Origin of the sequence: Streptococcus toyakuensis, from assembly GCF_024346585.1 — a bacterium.
Classification (GTDB): Bacteria; Bacillota; Bacilli; order Lactobacillales; family Streptococcaceae; genus Streptococcus; species Streptococcus toyakuensis.
This window is the reverse complement of sequence record NZ_AP024523.1, coordinates 1,935,041-1,952,252: the sequence shown is the minus strand read 5'-3', so window position 1 is coordinate 1,952,252 and position 17,212 is coordinate 1,935,041. Positions and strand designations below refer to the sequence as shown.

The window sequence follows — 17,212 nt, the reverse complement described above, 5'->3', positions numbered from 1 at the left end:
TTTTATAGAATATAAATAGTGGTGGATAGCATGCATGCATTATTAGCAACAAGATTAAAAAATAAGCGCAAAGAGCTGGGGTGGTCGCAAAAAGAATTGGCAGAAGGAATTTGCCAACAAACTCAGATAAGTCGTATGGAACAAGGCAAATATATGCCAGGAGCAGATTTGTTATATAAATTATCTGAAAAAATGGGCTTAAATATGGACTATTTCTTTTCAGGAGAAATTTCGAAAGAGTTTCTAGGCTTGTCTGCTTTCAAGAGATTGTCTAAAACATTATTGGAAAATCAAGATTATGCCTCTTTGAAATATGCCTTTGAGGGAGAAAGAAAGCAACAGATTTCCTTATCTTTTGATGAAAAGATTTATCTGGACTGGATAGATGCCATTCTAACCTATCAATGTGAACATCAATTAAAACTAGCTATTTCAAAAATAGAGGACATCCTCAGTAGGATTAGTATTGATAAAGTGGACTACTTATATATTTTGAATACCCTGCTGATTTTCTTAGGCTATGATGAGGATAAGGAGAAATTTGAGCAACTATATGATCAGGTTTCCGTAGCCCTTTCAAAAATCGATACCAGTGTGCGTGAACAAATTGAGTTGTATATCAAAATAAAATACAATTATTGTTACCACCTTTGGAAACAGGAGGAGATGGACAAGTCCAGAGCGCTATTATTGGAGATAATTGAATTTTGTAACAAATATCATAGTAGCTTTAGGTTAGCAGATTTATATTGTTTGTTGGGAAATGTAACAGAAGATCTTGATCTCTCTGTTGCTAAGGACTATTATATGAAAGCTAAGGTGCTTTATCTAATTGAAAATAATGAAGTCATGGCACTCAAGGTAGAACAATATCTGATGGATAAGCAGTCAGAGAACGTATGAGGCTGGGAAAAAAGTCTTTAAAATAAAGAAACGCATAATATCAGGTTTTGAAAAAACTGATATTATGCGTTTTATTATGGGGATATTTACTTCATTTTATCCTGAAATTGAGTTTTGACCATCCTCTTCATACACAAAACATAACTATAATTCTTTTTTAAAAAAATATATGATTTTTTACTTTAATTGCTTGACAGTTTATATATGTTGATTTATAATATAGGTGAAAGAAGGTGGCAAGATGGGAAAATTAAAATTCGAATATTTGAAAGCGCTATCTATATTGCTTGTTGTGCTACTTCTACTGAGTAATAGTCGAAGTTTTATTAGTACTACTCTAGTTACTCAAGGTATTGATACAGGAGCGTACTATTCTCCCGGTTAAAAATAAGTTCGTTGTTAAAGAATGAGATAGAATGAAGGTGAGTCCAATGGACTACGATACTTGTTGATAAATTACTATAGCTGTTTTTACGGAACAGCTCTCGATAATAGGAGAAATAAATCATGAGAAAATTAGTTAGAATTGGTGTTGCATCTTTAATGGTATGTGGTATACTTGCTACTACAAATGCTTTAGCAGTATGGGTTGATGGTGGTCAATGGAACTATGGAGTAGGTTGGACAGGAACTTTTGGATATTCTGATTATTTACATTCTACTCGATCTCATACAGCAACTGTCAAGCATGGAGGTAGAATCTCTAAGGATCGTGAAGATCCCGAGGTTTGGGCTCAAGCTTCCCTTAATAAAATTCCGCCAACAGGATTAGAATATTTCTATGGATTTTAAGTGAAATTTTCCCTCTCCTATTAGGAGAGGGAAAACTTTAGTGGAGGTACTTTTATGAAAAAAATCAGTCATCTTTGTATGTTTCTGCTGTTGCTGTGTACCACTTTTTTTGTTTTTAATGTAAACTACACACGTGAAGCGGTTCGGATTCGGGAAATGGGAAAGACTGTAGATTCTTTGGATTTGTATTTGAAAGATATTAACGAACCTGCAGCGTCTGTTCTTCGATTTTTTGAGGATGTATCAAAGGAGTACAAAGTCTCCATCATCAAAACAGACAGTGGTGATGAGGTAATCAAGTCTGGTGTTTTTGATAAAGATACCTTCCCCTACCAAGAGTTTGGGATTTCTTCTCTTGATTTTACCACAGATGGTGAAGGAGTCTACAGTAATAAAGAAATTTCTAATAAACTTGGTACGATACCGACCTTTCTAAAAGCCAAGCCTATTCAGCTTATAACTTTTCAAACCTATATCAAGGATACATCTCGTAGTTTAAATGGTCGCTATACGATAACTTCTACACAAGAGATGGACAAGGATAGGATTGTACAGAAATGGAGCGATTTTTTCAAGATAGACCAGGCTACCTTGTTAGAGCCGACCTACAAAAGTGCAGTGGAAGTCATAAATCGAGATTTGCTTTTATCTGCCATTGTTTTTGTCTTGGCTATTTTACTTCTTGTGTTAGTAACAGTGTATCAGCCAATGATGGAGATGAAAAGAGTTGGGGTACAAAAATTACTTGGTTTTCAAAGCGGGGCGATTTTAGCTGGTTTTGTAAAGACTAATTTTTATCTTCTCTTGGGTGGAAGTCTTGTCATTGACTTGGGACTACTTTTAGTGCTGGACTACAGGCCAAAACTTCTGTTCCCAAGTTTACTCTTATCTCAATTTCTGCTTTTACAGTTGTATTTGTTCATCAGTTGGCTGACCTACCTGATGATTCAGAAAATGACAGTTAGTTCCATGTTGAAAGGTTTTTCATCTGTCAAACTTGGTCTCATCTTCAATTATGTGATGAAAATAGGGACAACTATTTTACTGACGGCCTTACTGATTGGGGTAGGCAGAAGTCTAGAACAAGAAAACAAAGAACTTGCTTATCAGAAACAGTGGATAAGCCAAGGGAATTACTTGACCTTAGAAACCTTCCAACTCAATGATAACCTGTGGCAAGAAGAGCTAGCAGGGTCAGGGAAATCTACAGATTATTTCTACCAATTTTATCAAGATTTGCTAGCAAAAATACAAGTAAATTATGTGCGAAGTGCGAGTCTTCCTATCAAACCAGTCATCAAAGCTGAACAAGTACAGCAGTACCAACTGCCTGATAAGGTAGATGTTTACTATGCTAATAGCAATTTTCTAAAGAGCAAGGGATTCAAGTTACCAGATACCAGCACTAAAAAAGTTATTTTGATGCCAGCCAGTGATAAAGGACAAGAAGGTAAGAATCAGTTCTTGGGAAAATCCATAGCCTATCTTTCTCTGAGGTATGAAGATCAGCAAAAGCAAAGGATAGAAGATATGGATGTAGAAATTGCCTACTATGAAGGAGATTGGTCATTCTTCCCTTATAATAATGAGCGAAAGGAAAACCTCCACAATCCAATTATTAGTCTGGTAAATGATCAAGACATGATGTGGGAAGAAAAGACTCGCTTGTCAACGACAGGTTTAAACAATCCTATGAAAGTTGAAAATACAGAACAAAATCAAAAAGTGATTACGGAGTTAGTTGAGAAATTATCAGATGGGAATTATTTAAAATTTTCATCGCTTCAAGCCATTCAACAAGAGAAAGTAGATTCTTATCGAGATGCAGTTCGAAATCTTAATATACTCTTTGCTTTGTTTGGTCTCCTTAGCATGATGATTTCCTACTTCTTACTAGTAACAACTTTCTTATTGAAGCGCAGGGACATCATTACCAAGAAATTTATGGGGTGGAAACTGGTCGATCGCTACCGCCCTCTCCTCGTTCTGCTCTTGTTGGGCTATAGTCTCCCTCTTCTAGTATTGATTTTCTTTGCCCATGCGCTCTTGCCACTCCTGCTGTTTGCAGGCTTTACATGTCTGGATATACTATTTGTGCTAGTCTTGGCTTCTAGGATGGAGAAAAGAAGTCTAGTAGAATTATTGAAAGGGGGCATCTTATGATTGAGTTAGAAAATATTACCAAAACCATTGGAGGAAAAGTGATTTTGGATCACTTGTCTCTCAGGATTGATCAGGGAGATTTGGTTGCCATCGTTGGAAAAAGTGGTAGTGGTAAGTCGACCTTGTTAAATTTATTAGGTTTGATAGATGGTGATTATAGCGGACGGTATGAGATTTTTGGCCAGACAAACCTAGCGGTTAATTCTGCCAAGTCACAAACAATAATCCGTGAACATATCTCTTATCTGTTTCAAAATTTTGCCCTGATTGATGATGAAACGGTCGAGTACAATCTCATGCTGGCGCTGAAATATGTGAAATTGTCCAAGAAAGACAAGCTCAAAAAGGTGGAAGAGATTTTAGAGAGAGTAGGTTTGCCAGCTACTTTACATCAAAAGGTCTCCGAGTTATCTGGTGGGGAGCAACAACGAATTGCAGTTGCTAGAGCCATCTTAAAACCCAGCCAGCTGATTTTAGCCGATGAACCAACAGGTTCTCTGGATCCTGAAAATAGAGATTTGGTCTTGAAGTTTCTCTTAGAGATGAATCGCGAGGGGAAAACAGTCATTATTGTGACCCACGATGCTTATGTAGCCCAACAATGTCATCGTATCATTGAATTGTAAAAAATACAGAAATCTTATCAAAAATCTTTAAATTTAAGGATACCTTTAAAATTTAATTTTAAAACACTCATTTATCAACATTTTTGATTGATAAAAATAGGAAATCGGTTGTTTTTGGGAGATTCCCTAAAATTACCTCCTAACCACACGTACTAAAAAGATACTTCCTATGGAAATCGTATGACTCTGAAGCTTCGAATAGTTCAGTTTTCATGATTTTTATGCTATTCTAGCTTTAAAATCCTTCAGAACGTAAAATTTTAAGCAGTCAAAGACTTAGAATATCCCTAAAACATTTATTTTATGGCAATTCTAAACATAGAATTGCGTGGATATGTATGGATTTAATCTGTTCGATAGTTAGGACAGCTCTATTCTGGGAAATCTGAGCTATCAATGGTTTAGAACAGCATTTCAACAATGGATTTTGTTGAAGGATTGATTATTTTATGAAAGAGGTTGGTCGATTGACAGCCTCTTTCTTGTCTTCTCCAACCAAGCATGTTATAATGAATACTGCTCAAGCGACCTTCAATCGTTAAGCACACACGACCTTCAATCGTGAACTAGTCATTTCGTTTATCTTTTATTACGTCGTTAACTCGTCTTGCCTAACTCAAGTTATGCCTGCGACTCGTTGCCTAGTCCTAAAAGCAAACGAAAAGACTATACTCGAAGAAATTCTATTGAAAGTCATAGTAAATAGAATTTTGAGGGGTATAAATAAACGAATAGATGGGAGACTTACCATGAGTGATAACTCTAAAACACGTGTTGTTGTGGGGATGAGTGGTGGTGTTGATTCGTCGGTGACGGCTCTTCTTCTCAAGGAGCAGGGTTACGATGTGATTGGCATCTTCATGAAGAACTGGGACGACACAGATGAAAACGGCGTCTGTACGGCGACCGAAGATTACAAGGATGTGGCTGCGGTAGCAGACCAGATCGGCATTCCCTACTACTCTGTCAATTTTGAAAAAGAGTACTGGGACAGCGTTTTTGAGTATTTCCTAGCGGAATACCGTGCAGGACGCACGCCAAATCCAGATGTTATGTGCAACAAGGAAATCAAGTTCAAGGCCTTTTTGGACTATGCCATGACCTTGGGGGCAGACTATGTAGCGACTGGGCATTATGCCCGAGTGGCGCGTGATGAGGATGGCACTGTTCACATGCTTCGCGGTGTGGATAATGGCAAGGATCAGACCTATTTCCTCAGCCAACTGTCGCAAGAACAACTCCAAAAAACCATGTTCCCACTAGGACATTTGGAAAAGCCTGAAGTTCGAAAACTAGCAGAAGAAGCAGGCCTTGCGACTGCTAAGAAGAAAGACTCAACAGGGATTTGCTTTATTGGAGAAAAGAACTTTAAAAATTTCCTCAGCAACTACCTGCCAGCTCAGCCTGGTCGCATGATGACTGTAGATAGTCGCGATATGGGCGAGCATGCAGGACTTATGTATTATACAATCGGTCAGCGTGGAGGTCTCGGTATCGGTGGTCAACACGGTGGTGACAATGCACCTTGGTTCGTTGTCGGAAAAGATCTAAGCAAGAATATTCTCTATGTCGGACAAGGTTTCTACCATGATTCGCTCATGTCAACCAGCCTTGAGGCTAGTCAAGTTCACTTTACTCGTGACATGCCAGAGGAGTTTACGCTCGAATGTACGGCTAAATTCCGCTATCGTCAGCCTGATTCGAAGGTGACCGTCCATGTCAAAGGAGACAAGGCAGAGGTTATCTTTGCAGAACCGCAACGCGCCATCACACCAGGTCAGGCAGTTGTCTTTTACGACGGGGAAGAGTGTCTAGGTGGTGGTTTGATTGACAATGCCTACCGCGATGGACAAGTTTGTCAGTACATTTAGATTGACAAATTTTCTCAATTTGCTACAATAATAAAAGCAATAGAAATGATGGTCAAAGCTCATGGATGTTGCAGGCTTTTTTGTCCTGCACTTCTTTGGAGTTTTGACTGTTTTTGTGTCGTTTAAGGGAAAGGACAAGAATGACTCAACAAGACTTTCGGACAAAAGTGGAAAATACAGTTTTTGGCGTTCGGGCGACAGCCTTGATTATCCAAAATGGCAAGCTCTTAGTTACCAAAGATAAGGGCAAGCATTACACTATCGGCGGTGCGATTCAAGTCAATGAAAGCACGGAAGAAGCGGTAGTCCGTGAAGTGAGGGAAGAACTGGGTGTCGAAGCTCAAGCTGGGCAACTAGCTTTTGTTGTTGAAAATCGTTTTGAAGAAGATGGTGTCTATTGGCACAACATCGAGTTTCATTATCTGGTGGACTTGCTTGAGGATGCCCCATTGACCATGCAGGAAGATGAGAAAAGGCAGCCTTGTGAGTGGATTGACATAGACAAGCTTGAGGGTATCAATCTAGTTCCAGCCTTTTTAAAAACAGCCCTGCCAGATTGGGACGGCCAACTAAGACACATCCATCTTGAGGAATAGGAGAGAAAAGAATGGTTAAGCTTATTGCCCATGTACTTGTTCATAGTGGTGATGATTATTTGCTCATTCAGCGTTCGGAAATTAAAAGAGGACAACCCAATGTTTATCCAACTTATTGGGATATTCCTGGTGGTGGGGTTGAAAAGGGTGAACTTCCGCGAGATGGAGCTCTTAGAGAATGTGTTGAAGAAGCGGGAGTTAGGCTAGATAGCAGTTCGCTCAAACTTCTTCACGAAGATAGTCAACTGGATACCTCTAAGGATATTGTCTTTACTCGCTTAGTTTATAAAGCAGAGTGGGTTGGGGAGAAGCCGATTATCAGATTAGATCCTGAAGAGCATACACACTTTAAATGGGTTACTATGGATCAAGCTCTAGAGGAGGAGAAGTTAGTTCCTTATTTGCGAGAAATTTTTGAAAGGTTAAGAAATGACTTATAATTTTACAGAAGAATACGATATTATTGTAATTGGTGCGGGACACGCTGGGGTCGAGGCTTCCTTAGCTGCTAGCCGTATGGGCTGTAAGGTCTTGCTTGCGACCATCAACATTGAAATGCTGGCTTTCATGCCTTGTAACCCCTCTATCGGTGGTTCTGCCAAGGGAATCGTTGTGCGTGAAGTTGATGCCCTCGGTGGCGAGATGGCCAAAACCATTGACAAGACTTACATCCAGATGAAGATGCTCAACACAGGGAAGGGGCCAGCTGTCCGTGCCCTTCGTGCGCAGGCTGATAAGGAACTTTATTCTAAGGAGATGCGCAAGACGGTTGAAAATCAAGAAAATCTGACCCTTCGTCAGACCATGATTGATGAGATTTTGGTGGAAGACGGCAAGGTTGTCGGTGTTCGTACAGCGACCCATCAAGAGTATGCTGCTAAGGCTGTTATCGTGACCACAGGGACTGCTCTCCGTGGGGAAATTATCATCGGAGACCTCAAGTACTCATCAGGTCCTAACCACAGCTTGGCTTCTATTAACCTTGCTGACAATCTCAAGGAACTGGGCCTCGAAATCGGTCGTTTCAAGACAGGGACTCCTCCACGTGTCAAGGCTTCTTCTATCAACTATGATGTGACAGAGATTCAGCCAGGAGACGAAGCGCCTAATCACTTCTCTTATACTTCACGTGATGAGGATTATGTCAAGGATCAGGTGCCATGCTGGTTGACCTATACCAATGGTACCAGTCATGAAATTATCCAAAATAACCTCCACCGTGCGCCTATGTTTACAGGTGTGGTCAAGGGAGTGGGACCTCGTTACTGTCCGTCGATTGAAGACAAGATTGTGCGCTTTGCGGACAAGGAACGTCACCAACTCTTCCTTGAGCCAGAAGGGCGCAATACAGAGGAAGTCTATGTCCAAGGCCTCTCAACCAGTCTACCTGAGGATGTCCAGCGTGACTTGGTTCATTCCATCAAAGGTTTGGAAAATGCAGAGATGATGCGAACAGGTTATGCCATTGAGTATGACATGGTCTTGCCACACCAGTTGCGTGCGACTCTGGAAACCAAGAAAATCTCTGGACTTTTCACTGCTGGTCAGACCAATGGAACGTCAGGTTACGAAGAAGCTGCTGGGCAAGGGATTATCGCAGGTATCAATGCGGCTCTGAAAATCCAAGGCAAACCTGAGTTGATTCTAAAACGCAGTGACGGTTATATCGGGGTGATGATTGATGACTTGGTGACCAAGGGAACGATTGAACCCTACCGTCTATTGACCAGTCGTGCTGAGTACCGTCTCATCCTCCGTCATGACAATGCTGATATGCGTTTGACAGAGATGGGACGCGAGATTGGACTTGTGGATGATGAACGTTGGGCTCGATTTGAGATTAAGAAAAACCAATTTGATAATGAGATGAAACGCCTAGACAGCATCAAACTCAAGCCAGTCAAGGAAACCAATGCCAAGGTTGAGGAGATGGGCTTCAAGCCGTTAACCGATGCAGTGACAGCCAAGGAATTTCTTCGCCGTCCAGAAGTTTCTTATCAAGATGTGGTGGCTTTCATCGGACCAGCTGCAGAGGACTTGGATGACAAGATTATCGAATTGATTGAAACAGAAATCAAGTACGAAGGCTATATTTCCAAAGCTATGGATCAGGTAGCTAAGATGAAACGCATGGAAGAAAAACGCATTCCAGCCAATATTGACTGGGATGACATTGATTCTATCGCAACCGAAGCCCGTCAGAAGTTCAAACTTATCAATCCAGAAACCATCGGCCAAGCCAGCCGTATTTCGGGAGTAAACCCGGCAGATATTTCTATTTTGATGGTGTATCTGGAAGGTAAAAATCGTAGTATTTCTAAAAATCAAGAAAAGAAAGCATAGAGAAAAACAGCTCCGAAGACGGGGCTGTTTTGTTGACTTGTACTCAATGAAAATCAAAGAGCAAACTAGGAAGCTAGCCGTAGGTTGCTCAAAGCACTGCTTTGAGGTTGTAGATAGAACTGACGAAGTCAGTAACATATATACGGCAAGGCGAAGCTGACGTGGTTTGAAGAGATTTTCGAAGAGTATTATTCTTCATCTGGTGTGAGGATCATAGGGATGATGATCGGTTCACGTTCTGTATTTTCATAGAGGAAGGGGCGAATAGCGTTGACAATGGCACCATTGACAGATTGAACGCTAGCGTCCTTGTTTTTCAGTGCGATACGGATTGCATTGAAGAGGATACGCTGGCTTTGGCGAATCAAATCGCCAGACTCTCTCATGTAGACAAAGCCTCGGCTGAGGATGTCTGGACCAGACAGAATCATCTGCGATTTGAAGTCAACAGTTGCGACTGCCAGAACGACACCGTCTTCAGATAGATCACGACGATCTTTGAGGACAGCTGCGCCGATTTCACCGATACGATTTCCATCGACATAGATATCTTGGGCGTTGAAATGACCTGCGATACGAGCTGAGTCAGCAGTAAGGGCAAGCACATCACCATTGCTCATGATAAAGATATTGTCCTTCTCAACACCAGTATCTACTGCTAGTCCAGCGTGGACCTTTTGCATGCGGTATTCACCGTGGACAGGCATGAAGTATTTTGGCTTAATCAAGCGGAGCATGAGTTTTTGCTCTTGCTGACCACCGTGTCCAGATGTATGGATATTGTTCACTTTACCGTGGATAACTTCGACACCAGCTTCTGAAATGATGTTAATCAGCTTGTTGACGCTAGTAGTGTTTCCAGGGATTGGGCTAGAAGAGAAGATAACCGTATCACCTGGTTGGAGTTGCACCTGACGGTGGGTTCCGTTGGCGATACGAGAGAGGGCTGCCATCGGCTCGCCTTGACTACCTGTACAGAGGATAAGAATCTCGCCTGCAGGGTAGTCTTTTATTTCATTTGGCTCGATAAAGGTTCCCTTAGGAGCTTTGATGTAGCCAAGGTCGATTCCGTTGACAATGGCCTTTTCCATAGAACGACCAAAGACCGCAATCTTGCGTCCAGTCTTAACAGCGGCTTCTGTTGCTTGTTGGAGACGGAAGATATTTGAGGCAAAGGATGCAAAGATGATACGTCCCTCTATGCCTTGGATAATCTTCATGATGGACTGGCCAACGACTTTTTCAGAGTTGGTAAAGGTTGGAATTTCTGCATTTGTCGAGTCAGACAGGAGACAGAGTACACCGTCTTCACCAAGAGCTGCCATACGGTGCAAATCTGCTGGTTCACCAACTGGTGTTAAGTCAAACTTGAAGTCACCCGTACAGACAATTTTCCCTTGAGGAGTATGAATGACAATCCCCAAAGGTTCTGGAATAGAGTGAGTCGTTCTAAAGAAAGTTGCCTTGAGATTTTTAAAGGTCAACTCAGTATTGTGGTTGATTTCGTAAAGTTTGGCGTTGCGCAAGAGGCCGTGTTCTTCGAGTTTTCCACGGATCAAAGCCAAGGCAAGCGGTCCAGCATAGATAGGGACATTTGCTTGCTTGAGTAGGAAAGGAATCCCACCGATGTGGTCCTCGTGTCCGTGGGTAATCAAAACAGCCTTGACGCGGTCGATATTGTCGACTATGTAAGAGTAGTCAGGGATAACATAGTCGATACCAAGCAAGTCATCTTCTGGGAATTTAATCCCAGCATCGACGATGATAATCTCGTCTTGGTATTCAATTCCGTATGTGTTTTTCCCGATTTCTCCCAGACCACCGATGGCAAAAACGCCGACTTCTTCAGGTTTAAGAGTGTAGGCCATATTAGAACTCCGTAATTTCGAAGGCGCCAGTTTCTTTTTCGTAATCTAGCAATTTGTCAGACAAGAGTTCGATATACTCGATATTGTACTCTGGGCGATTTTCTTCGACAAGTTGGCGAGCAGCGATACGGCCCTCAAGTTCTGAGTTAGCATCGATGTCTAGGTATAGTGCGCGTGTTGTTTCACGACGTGGGCTACGTTCTTTTGTTTCTTGATAAAAAACTTTGTAAATCATATAGTTCCTTTCTATTTTACAGGTCAGCTTATTCCAAACTTTTAGCATAGATTTGCTTGATTTCATTCCATTTTGTGTCTAGATTGACCTTGATTCGTTACAATTATTTCAATTATACCACAAAATGAAAAATTAGTAAAAGACGGAAACGAGAAAGTCATGGGACGATTTATTTAGTAAGCGTTTGCAAAAATAAAGAAAATATGTTATTTTGAAAATGGAAGTGGAATTTATCGTTTGTCTTAATTCACTATAGATTTTAAGTAAAGGAGGTTGCCCTATGTATAACTTATTTGCTTTTGCTATCGGAGCTCGCTTGGTAGCTTTTATTGTTTTTGTTGCTTGCGTTTATGCGGGGAATCTTCTATTTGCCAAACTGGAACGACGACAAACCAAGTTCTTGTGGAAAATTACCTTTGTGACTCTCTACTCGCTTTTTCTCCTCCTTGTAACCTATGTCGTTTGGTTTGTATTTTACTTTGGATTAAATGCTTAGATGCCCTGCTCATGCTGGGGCATTTTTGTTTGGGGATAAAGAAAATTCCCATGTGCCAGCTTTTGTAGTATAATAGTAAGCAGACAAAAAGATAGGAATGTGTTATGAAAGTATTAGCTTTTGATACGTCCAGCAAGGCTCTTTCTCTCGCTATTTTAGAGGACAAGCAGGTTCTTGCCGAGACGACGATTAATATCAAGAAAAATCACAGTATTACCCTTATGCCTGCCATCGATTTTTTGATGGCAAGTTTGGATTGGACACCCAAGGATTTGGACCGAATCGTGGTGGCGGAAGGGCCAGGTAGCTACACAGGTTTGCGAATTGCGGTAGCAACTGCCAAAATCTTAGCTCACACTCTGAACATCGAGTTGGTTGGTATGTCTAGCCTCTTGGCTCTGGTGCCCTACCAACAAGAAGGCTTGTTCGTCCCCTTGATGGATGCGCGTCGCAATAATGTTTATGCAGGATTTTATGAAAATGCTAAACCTGTCATGCCAGAAGCACACCTGCCCTTTGAGCGAGTGATTGAGCTAATCAAGGGTGCTAGTCAGGTTACCTTTGTCGGAGAAGTTGCCCCCTTTGTGGAGCAAATTCAAGAACACTTGCCAAGGACTAATTACAAAGAAACCTTGCCTAATGCAGCCAATCTTGCTCTTTTGGCTTGGGACAAGGAAGCAGACTCCTTGCATGATTTTGTGCCGAACTACCTCAAGCGTGTCGAAGCCGAGGAAAACTGGCTCAAGAATCACACTGAGTCTGGCGAGTCTTACATTAAACGCCTATGATAGAAATCAAACGAATCCAACAACAGCCTGATCTAGCTAAAGCCATCTATGCTGTTATGGCAGCTATTTACCCAGTCAGTCCTTGGACGCTGGAACAAATCCAAGCAGACCTGGCTCAAGACCAGACTTGGTATGCTCTAGCTTATGATGGGGCAGAAGTGATTGGTTTTCTAGCTGTACAGGAAAATATCTTTGAGGCAGAAGTCCTGCAAATAGCTGTCAAAGAAGCCTATCGAGGCCAGGGGATAGCCTCTGCTTTATTTGCTCAATTGCCGACAGATAAAGAGATTTTTCTTGAAGTCAGAAGTTCAAATCATCGAGCGCAAGCATTTTACAAGAAAGAAAAGATGGCTGTCATCGCTGAGAGAAAGGCCTACTACCATGATCCAGTCGAGGACGCTATCATCATGAAGAGAGAAGTAGATGAAGGATAGATATATTTTAGCATTTGAGACATCCTGTGATGAGACTAGTGTCGCCGTCTTGAAAAACGACGATGAGCTCTTGTCCAATGTCATTGCCAGTCAAATCGAGAGCCACAAACGTTTCGGGGGCGTAGTGCCAGAAGTAGCCAGTCGTCACCATGTCGAGATCATTACAGCCTGTATCGAGGAGGCATTAGCAGAAGCAGGGATTACCGAGGAGGACGTGACAGCTGTGGCGGTTACCTATGGACCGGGCTTGGTCGGAGCCTTACTAGTTGGTTTGTCAGCTGCTAAGGCCTTTGCTTGGGCTCACGGACTTCCGCTGATCCCTGTTAACCACATGGCTGGTCACCTCATGGCGGCTCAGAGCGTGGACCCTTTGGAGTTTCCCTTGCTAGCCCTCTTGGTTAGCGGTGGACATACGGAGTTGGTCTATGTTTCCGAGGCTGGTGACTACAAGATTGTTGGAGAAACGCGAGATGACGCGGTTGGTGAGGCCTATGATAAGGTCGGCCGTGTCATGGGCTTGACCTATCCTGCCGGTCGTGAGATTGACGAGCTAGCTCATCAGGGGCAGGATATTTATGATTTCCCTCGTGCCATGATTAAGGAAGATAATCTGGAGTTTTCATTCTCAGGTTTGAAGTCTGCCTTTATCAATCTTCATCACAATGCCGAGCAAAAGGGAGAAAGCTTGTCCACAGAGGATTTGTGTGCTTCCTTCCAAGCAGCTGTCTTGGATATTCTCATGGCAAAAACTAAGAAAGCTTTGGAGAAATACCCTGTTAAAACCTTAGTCGTAGCAGGTGGTGTGGCAGCAAATAAAGGCCTCAGAGAACGCCTAGCGACCGAAATCACAGATGTCAAGGTTATCATCCCACCTCTGCGCCTCTGCGGAGATAATGCAGGTATGATTGCCTATGCCAGCGTCAGCGAGTGGAACAAAGAAAACTTCGCAGGCCTGGACCTCAATGCCAAACCAAGTCTTGCTTTTGATACGATGGAATAAAATGGAGTCTGTCTGATTACAATCAGCAGACTTTTTTCTCTTTCCTGAATGTGTTATAATAGTCCATGCTGTTGCTGGAATTGATTCAGCTTATTTATTAAGACAATATGAGGAGAAAGATGAAAGAAAAAGGATTTTGGGAGGGGGCGCAGGCAGCTATGCCAACAGCCCTTGGTTATGTCAGTATTGGCCTTGCCTGTGGGATTATCGGTGCGCCCTATGTGACACCTGTTGAGATGGGCTTGATGAGTCTCTTTGTTTATGCTGGGAGTGCCCAGTTTGCTATGCTGGCACTGATTGCGGTTCAAGCACCTGTGGCAGCCATTGCCATGACGGTTTTTCTAATCAATTTGCGTCTTTTTTTGTTGAGTTTGCATGCGTCGACCTATTTCCGTCATACCAGTCTCTGGCAAAATATCGGTATGTCTAGTCTCTTGACGGATGAGACTTATGGCGTTTTGATGGGCGAATTGGCCCATACAGACAAGGTCAATCCTATGTGGATGCACGGAAACAATCTCAACAGCTATGTGGCTTGGTTTGTTGGGACAGTTGTCGGAACGGCTCTGGGTGGCCTACTGCCAAATCCAGAAATCGTTGGCTTGGATTTTGCTCTTGTTGGGATGTTCATCGGAATTTTTGCTTCGCAATTCCAGATTATGCAAAGACGGATTCCTGTCCGCAATCTGCTCATTATCCTAGCGGTTGTTGCGGTATCCTTCTTTTTGCTCTTGACAGTGGTGTCTCAGTCGCTAGCTGTTCTGTTTGCGACGTTACTTGGTTGTACAATGGGGGTGGTTTTAGATGGTCAGTAAGTATCTTTTATTAGCAGTTATTTTCTCTGGCTTGGTGACCTGGATTCCCCGTATGATTCCCTTCATTTTAGTCAAGTATAAGGGTTTGCCTGCGATCGTTGAGCGTTTTTTGAAGTTCTTGCCCGTTTCTATTATCTTTGCCTTGATTCTTTCAAGCGTAGTGACAGGCAAGGTTGGTAACTTATCTCAAATTAAATGGCTAGACTTCTTAGCCGTCTTTCCAACAGCTTGGGTGGCCTTTCGTTATCGCAATCTAGTCGGAACGGTTCTCTTCGGAGTGGTCTTGATTGCCGTCTTGCGTTTGGTCTTTTAAATCAGTCATAAAGAAAACTTATCACAGAGATAGATATCATATAATGGCGTAAATGCTCTTTTTCTGTTAAGATTATAAGGTATTCTATTTTGGAGGAAATGACATGAAAAAAATCGTTAAATACTCATCTCTTGCTGCCCTGGGGCTTGTTGCTGCAGGTGTGCTAGCAGCTTGCTCAGGTGGTGCTAAGAAAGAAGGAGAAGCAGCTAGCAAGAAAGAAATTATCGTTGCAACCAATGGCTCACCAAAACCATTTATCTATGAAGAAAATGGCGAATTGACTGGTTACGAGATTGAAGTTGTTCGCGCTATCTTTAAAGACTCTGACAAGTATGATGTCAAGTTTGAAAAGACAGAGTGGTCAGGTGTCTTTGCAGGTCTTGATGCTGACCGCTACAATATGGCTGTCAATAATCTTAGTTACACTAAAGAACGTGCGGAGAAATACCTCTATGCAGCCCCAATTGCACAAAATCCTAATGTCCTTGTAGTGAAGAAAGACGACTCTAGCATCAAGTCTCTCGCTGATATCGGTGGAAAATCGACAGAGATCGTTCAAGCTACTACATCAGCTAAACAGTTGGAGGAATATAACAAACAACACGCAGACAACCCAACTATCCTTAACTATACTAAGGCAGACTTCCAACAAATCATGGTACGTTTGAGCGATGGCCAATTTGACTACAAGATTTTTGATAAAATCGGTGTTGAAACAGTGATCAAGAACCAAGGTTTGGACAACTTGAAAGTTATTGAACTTCCAAGCGACCAACAACCTTACGTTTACCCACTTCTTGCCAAAGGTCAAGATGAGTTGAAAACATTTGTAGACAAACGTATCCAAGAACTCTACAAAGATGGAACTCTTGAAAAGTTGTCTAAACAATTCTTTGGAGACACTTACCTACCAGCAGAAGCTGATATTAAATAATTTTTTGAAATCATCCATTCTGAATCAGGTGGGTGATTTCTCAATTTTTAAGTATATAGTTTTAAACTATATATCTGATTATCTAATAACAATTTGTGAAATCAAACAAATTGTGAGATACTAGTACGGTATTATTTTTAAGGAGAAAGAATCATGAAAATCAAAAAATGGCTTGGTGTAGCAGCCCTTGCTACAGTCGCAGGTTTGGCTCTTACCGCTTGCGGAAACTCACAAAAGAAAGCAGACAATGCAACAACTATCAAAATCGCAACTGTTAACCGTAGCGGTTCTGAAGAAAAACGTTGGGACAAAATCCAAGAATTGGTTAAAAAAGACGGTATCACTTTGGAATTTACAGAGTTCACAGATTACTCACAACCAAACAAGGCAACTGCTGATGGCGAAGTAGACTTGAACGCTTTCCAACACTATAACTTCTTGAACAACTGGAACAAAGAAAACGGGAAAGACCTTGTAGCGATTGCAGATACTTATATCTCTCCAATCCGTCTTTACTCAGGTTTGAATGGAAGTGACAACAAGTACACTAAAGTAGAAGACATCCCAGCAAACGGAGAAATCGCTGTACCGAATGACGCTACAAACGAAAGCCGTGCGCTTTACTTGCTTCAATCAGCTGGCTTGATTAAATTGGATGTCTCTGGAACTGCCCTTGCAACAGTTGCTAATATCAAAGAAAATCCAAAGAACTTGAAAATCACTGAATTGGATGCTAGCCAAACAGCTCGTTCATTGTCATCAGTTGACGCTGCCGTTGTAAACAATACCTTCGTTACAGAAGCAAAATTGGACTACAAGAAAGCACTCTTCAAAGAACAAGCTGATGAAAACTCAAAACAATGGTACAACATCATTGTTGCGAAAAAAGATTGGGAATCATCACCAAAGGCTGATGCTATCAAGAAAGTTGTTGCAGCTTACCATACAGATGAAGTGAAAAAAGTTATCGAAGAAACATCAGACGGTTTGGATCAACCAGTTTGGTAATAAGAAACAGGGAGGTGGGAGAGAGAA

General features: G+C 41.8%; 18 protein-coding genes. 16 read left to right on the top strand and 2 right to left on the bottom strand.

Translation table 11 applies throughout. The annotated features are described in order from the left end of the window. The first annotated feature begins 30 nt into the window (after positions 1 to 30). From STYK_RS09755 to mnmG, 8 genes are all read left to right on the top strand, one after another. A complete protein-coding gene (locus STYK_RS09755) occupies positions 31 to 903 on the top strand; it encodes a helix-turn-helix domain-containing protein (RefSeq protein ID WP_261804965.1) in 873 nt (290 codons plus the stop codon). 507 nt (positions 904 to 1,410) lie between these two features. Next, a complete protein-coding gene (locus STYK_RS09750) occupies positions 1,411 to 1,695 on the top strand; it encodes a lactococcin 972 family bacteriocin (RefSeq protein ID WP_049500737.1) in 285 nt (94 codons plus the stop codon). Between the two features lie 54 nt (positions 1,696 to 1,749). Then, positions 1,750 to 3,858, top strand: coding sequence for a bacteriocin-associated integral membrane family protein (locus tag STYK_RS09745; protein ID WP_261804964.1), 2,109 nt, complete (start codon positions 1,750 to 1,752; stop codon positions 3,856 to 3,858). Next, the gene (locus tag STYK_RS09740) at positions 3,855 to 4,484 is read left to right on the top strand and encodes an ABC transporter ATP-binding protein (RefSeq protein WP_261804963.1); all 630 of its coding nucleotides are present in this window, start codon (positions 3,855 to 3,857) and stop codon (positions 4,482 to 4,484) included. The genes STYK_RS09745 and STYK_RS09740 overlap by 4 nt, the downstream gene beginning before the upstream one ends. Before the next feature lie 749 nt (positions 4,485 to 5,233). Next, on the top strand, positions 5,234 to 6,355 hold the full coding sequence (mnmA, locus tag STYK_RS09735) for a tRNA 2-thiouridine(34) synthase MnmA (protein ID WP_261804962.1): 1,122 nt from the start codon (positions 5,234 to 5,236) through the stop codon (positions 6,353 to 6,355). Positions 6,356 to 6,495: 140 nt separating this feature from the next. Beyond that, a complete protein-coding gene (locus STYK_RS09730; protein WP_261804961.1) occupies positions 6,496 to 6,951 on the top strand; it encodes an NUDIX hydrolase in 456 nt (151 codons plus the stop codon). Between the two features lie 11 nt (positions 6,952 to 6,962). Then, positions 6,963 to 7,391, top strand: a complete 429-nt coding sequence (locus STYK_RS09725; protein ID WP_261804960.1) for an NUDIX hydrolase — start codon at positions 6,963 to 6,965, stop codon at positions 7,389 to 7,391. Then, entirely contained in the window at positions 7,381 to 9,294 is a 1,914-nt protein-coding gene (gene mnmG, locus STYK_RS09720) for a tRNA uridine-5-carboxymethylaminomethyl(34) synthesis enzyme MnmG (protein WP_000221903.1), read from the top strand. The genes STYK_RS09725 and mnmG overlap by 11 nt, the downstream gene beginning before the upstream one ends. A 188-nt stretch (positions 9,295 to 9,482) precedes the next feature. Here mnmG and rnjA read toward each other — a convergent pair whose 3' ends face one another. Both rnjA and STYK_RS09710 read right to left on the bottom strand, forming a co-directional pair. After that, a complete protein-coding gene (gene rnjA / locus STYK_RS09715; protein WP_050205233.1) occupies positions 9,483 to 11,162 on the bottom strand; it encodes a ribonuclease J1 in 1,680 nt (559 codons plus the stop codon). A 1-nt stretch (position 11,163) separates the two neighbouring features. Next, positions 11,164 to 11,397, bottom strand: a complete 234-nt coding sequence (locus tag STYK_RS09710; protein WP_000639571.1) for a DNA-dependent RNA polymerase subunit epsilon — start codon at positions 11,395 to 11,397, stop codon at positions 11,164 to 11,166. Between the two features lie 280 nt (positions 11,398 to 11,677). Between STYK_RS09710 and STYK_RS09705 the strand changes: the two genes are divergently transcribed. The 8 genes from STYK_RS09705 (at position 11,678) to STYK_RS09670 (ending at position 17,185) form a co-directional block, all read left to right on the top strand. Continuing rightward, positions 11,678 to 11,893: a hypothetical protein gene (locus tag STYK_RS09705; RefSeq protein WP_000282478.1), complete on the top strand. Its 216-nt coding sequence runs from the start codon at positions 11,678 to 11,680 to the stop codon at positions 11,891 to 11,893. A 104-nt stretch (positions 11,894 to 11,997) separates the two neighbouring features. Then, positions 11,998 to 12,681: a tRNA (adenosine(37)-N6)-threonylcarbamoyltransferase complex dimerization subunit type 1 TsaB gene (gene tsaB / locus STYK_RS09700; protein ID WP_261804959.1), complete on the top strand. Its 684-nt coding sequence runs from the start codon at positions 11,998 to 12,000 to the stop codon at positions 12,679 to 12,681. Further along, positions 12,678 to 13,115 (top strand): ribosomal protein S18-alanine N-acetyltransferase, encoded by a 438-nt coding sequence (gene rimI, locus STYK_RS09695; RefSeq protein WP_261804958.1) that lies wholly within the window; start codon positions 12,678 to 12,680, stop codon positions 13,113 to 13,115. The genes tsaB and rimI overlap by 4 nt, the downstream gene beginning before the upstream one ends. Further along, positions 13,105 to 14,115 carry a tRNA (adenosine(37)-N6)-threonylcarbamoyltransferase complex transferase subunit TsaD gene (gene tsaD / locus STYK_RS09690; protein ID WP_261804957.1) on the top strand — a complete coding sequence of 337 codons (1,011 nt, stop codon included), beginning with the start codon at positions 13,105 to 13,107 and terminating at the stop codon, positions 14,113 to 14,115. Before rimI ends, tsaD begins: the two co-directional genes overlap by 11 nt. Before the next feature lie 119 nt (positions 14,116 to 14,234). Continuing rightward, on the top strand, positions 14,235 to 14,930 hold the full coding sequence (locus STYK_RS09685) for an AzlC family ABC transporter permease (protein ID WP_084887774.1): 696 nt from the start codon (positions 14,235 to 14,237) through the stop codon (positions 14,928 to 14,930). Next, positions 14,920 to 15,243 (top strand): AzlD domain-containing protein, encoded by a 324-nt coding sequence (locus tag STYK_RS09680; protein WP_261804956.1) that lies wholly within the window; start codon positions 14,920 to 14,922, stop codon positions 15,241 to 15,243. The genes STYK_RS09685 and STYK_RS09680 overlap by 11 nt, the downstream gene beginning before the upstream one ends. Before the next feature lie 103 nt (positions 15,244 to 15,346). Beyond that, positions 15,347 to 16,177 carry an amino acid ABC transporter substrate-binding protein gene (locus STYK_RS09675; RefSeq protein ID WP_261804955.1) on the top strand — a complete coding sequence of 277 codons (831 nt, stop codon included), beginning with the start codon at positions 15,347 to 15,349 and terminating at the stop codon, positions 16,175 to 16,177. Positions 16,178 to 16,330: 153 nt separating this feature from the next. Next, complete coding sequence (locus STYK_RS09670) at positions 16,331 to 17,185, top strand: MetQ/NlpA family ABC transporter substrate-binding protein (RefSeq protein WP_261804954.1); 855 nt, start codon at positions 16,331 to 16,333, stop codon at positions 17,183 to 17,185. The last annotated feature ends 27 nt before the right edge of the window (positions 17,186 to 17,212 follow it).

Excerpts from the sequence above, each read along its gene's own strand:
- STYK_RS09755 (WP_261804965.1), top strand. The coding sequence starts at position 31 with ATGCATGCATTATTAGCAACAAGATTAAAAAATAAGCGCAAAGAGCTG.
- STYK_RS09750 (WP_049500737.1), top strand. The coding sequence starts at position 1,411 with ATGAGAAAATTAGTTAGAATTGGTGTTGCATCTTTAATGGTATGTGGT.
- STYK_RS09745 (WP_261804964.1), top strand. The coding sequence starts at position 1,750 with ATGAAAAAAATCAGTCATCTTTGTATGTTTCTGCTGTTGCTGTGTACC.
- STYK_RS09740 (WP_261804963.1), top strand. The coding sequence starts at position 3,855 with ATGATTGAGTTAGAAAATATTACCAAAACCATTGGAGGAAAAGTGATT.
- mnmA (WP_261804962.1), top strand. The coding sequence starts at position 5,234 with ATGAGTGATAACTCTAAAACACGTGTTGTTGTGGGGATGAGTGGTGGT.
- STYK_RS09730 (WP_261804961.1), top strand. The coding sequence starts at position 6,496 with ATGACTCAACAAGACTTTCGGACAAAAGTGGAAAATACAGTTTTTGGC.
- STYK_RS09725 (WP_261804960.1), top strand. The coding sequence starts at position 6,963 with ATGGTTAAGCTTATTGCCCATGTACTTGTTCATAGTGGTGATGATTAT.
- mnmG (WP_000221903.1), top strand. The coding sequence starts at position 7,381 with ATGACTTATAATTTTACAGAAGAATACGATATTATTGTAATTGGTGCG.
- rnjA (WP_050205233.1), bottom strand. The coding sequence starts at position 11,162 with ATGGCCTACACTCTTAAACCTGAAGAAGTCGGCGTTTTTGCCATCGGT.
- STYK_RS09710 (WP_000639571.1), bottom strand. The coding sequence starts at position 11,397 with ATGATTTACAAAGTTTTTTATCAAGAAACAAAAGAACGTAGCCCACGT.
- STYK_RS09705 (WP_000282478.1), top strand. The coding sequence starts at position 11,678 with ATGTATAACTTATTTGCTTTTGCTATCGGAGCTCGCTTGGTAGCTTTT.
- tsaB (WP_261804959.1), top strand. The coding sequence starts at position 11,998 with ATGAAAGTATTAGCTTTTGATACGTCCAGCAAGGCTCTTTCTCTCGCT.
- rimI (WP_261804958.1), top strand. The coding sequence starts at position 12,678 with ATGATAGAAATCAAACGAATCCAACAACAGCCTGATCTAGCTAAAGCC.
- tsaD (WP_261804957.1), top strand. The coding sequence starts at position 13,105 with ATGAAGGATAGATATATTTTAGCATTTGAGACATCCTGTGATGAGACT.
- STYK_RS09685 (WP_084887774.1), top strand. The coding sequence starts at position 14,235 with ATGAAAGAAAAAGGATTTTGGGAGGGGGCGCAGGCAGCTATGCCAACA.
- STYK_RS09680 (WP_261804956.1), top strand. The coding sequence starts at position 14,920 with ATGGTCAGTAAGTATCTTTTATTAGCAGTTATTTTCTCTGGCTTGGTG.
- STYK_RS09675 (WP_261804955.1), top strand. The coding sequence starts at position 15,347 with ATGAAAAAAATCGTTAAATACTCATCTCTTGCTGCCCTGGGGCTTGTT.
- STYK_RS09670 (WP_261804954.1), top strand. The coding sequence starts at position 16,331 with ATGAAAATCAAAAAATGGCTTGGTGTAGCAGCCCTTGCTACAGTCGCA.